This window comes from Streptomyces sp. ME02-8801-2C, assembly GCF_033793965.1.
In the GTDB taxonomy this organism is placed as follows: Bacteria; Actinomycetota; Actinomycetes; order Streptomycetales; family Streptomycetaceae; genus Streptomyces.
On sequence record NZ_JARAXP010000062.1, the window covers coordinates 1 to 569 of the forward strand.

General features: G+C 69.8%; 1 protein-coding gene. It reads right to left on the minus strand.

What is annotated here, in order from left to right; translation table 11 throughout:
* Positions 1–569, minus strand: a 569-nt coding sequence (locus PV396_RS44940; RefSeq protein ID WP_319214173.1) for an IS30 family transposase, incomplete at both ends; no start/stop codon positions are given.

The window sequence follows — 569 nt, forward strand, 5'->3', positions numbered from 1 at the left end:
GGAACCGTGCCGTAGCCGTCCTCGCGGGGCAGGTGGACGAGCACCGCGAACCGGGTAGTGCGCTCGACCAGCGTGCCGATCGCCGAGCGCTCCAGTCCGATCAGAAGATCGCCCTCCCAGTGTCCCGGGACGGCCCGGTCGTCGGCTTCGGCCGGCCGTTCACTGATCAACACCTCGGGCGTGACGTGAGCCCACGACTTCCGCTTGGACCGGGCTCGGGGCACACGCAGGGCCCTGCCCGTGCGCAGGCAGGCGACGAGCTCGCGCTTGAGCGTTCCCCGGCCTTCGATGAACAGGGCCTGGTAGATCGCCTCATGGCTGATCCGCATGGACTCATCATCGGGGAAGTCGACCTTCAGCCGGTTCGCGATCTGCTCCGGACTCCACGCCATGACCCACAGTCGGTCGCCGCGGTGCGGCTTGTTCCTCCCCTTCCACCGCGGGCCCTCCGGCCCCAGTACCGTCCCGTCCGGGCGGCCGACCTGGCCGGAAAGCCTTTCCTGCACGTAGTCCCGCAGCCGGTCGTTCGCGGCCAGTTTCGCGGTCTTCGGGCGCCGGGCCACCAGATC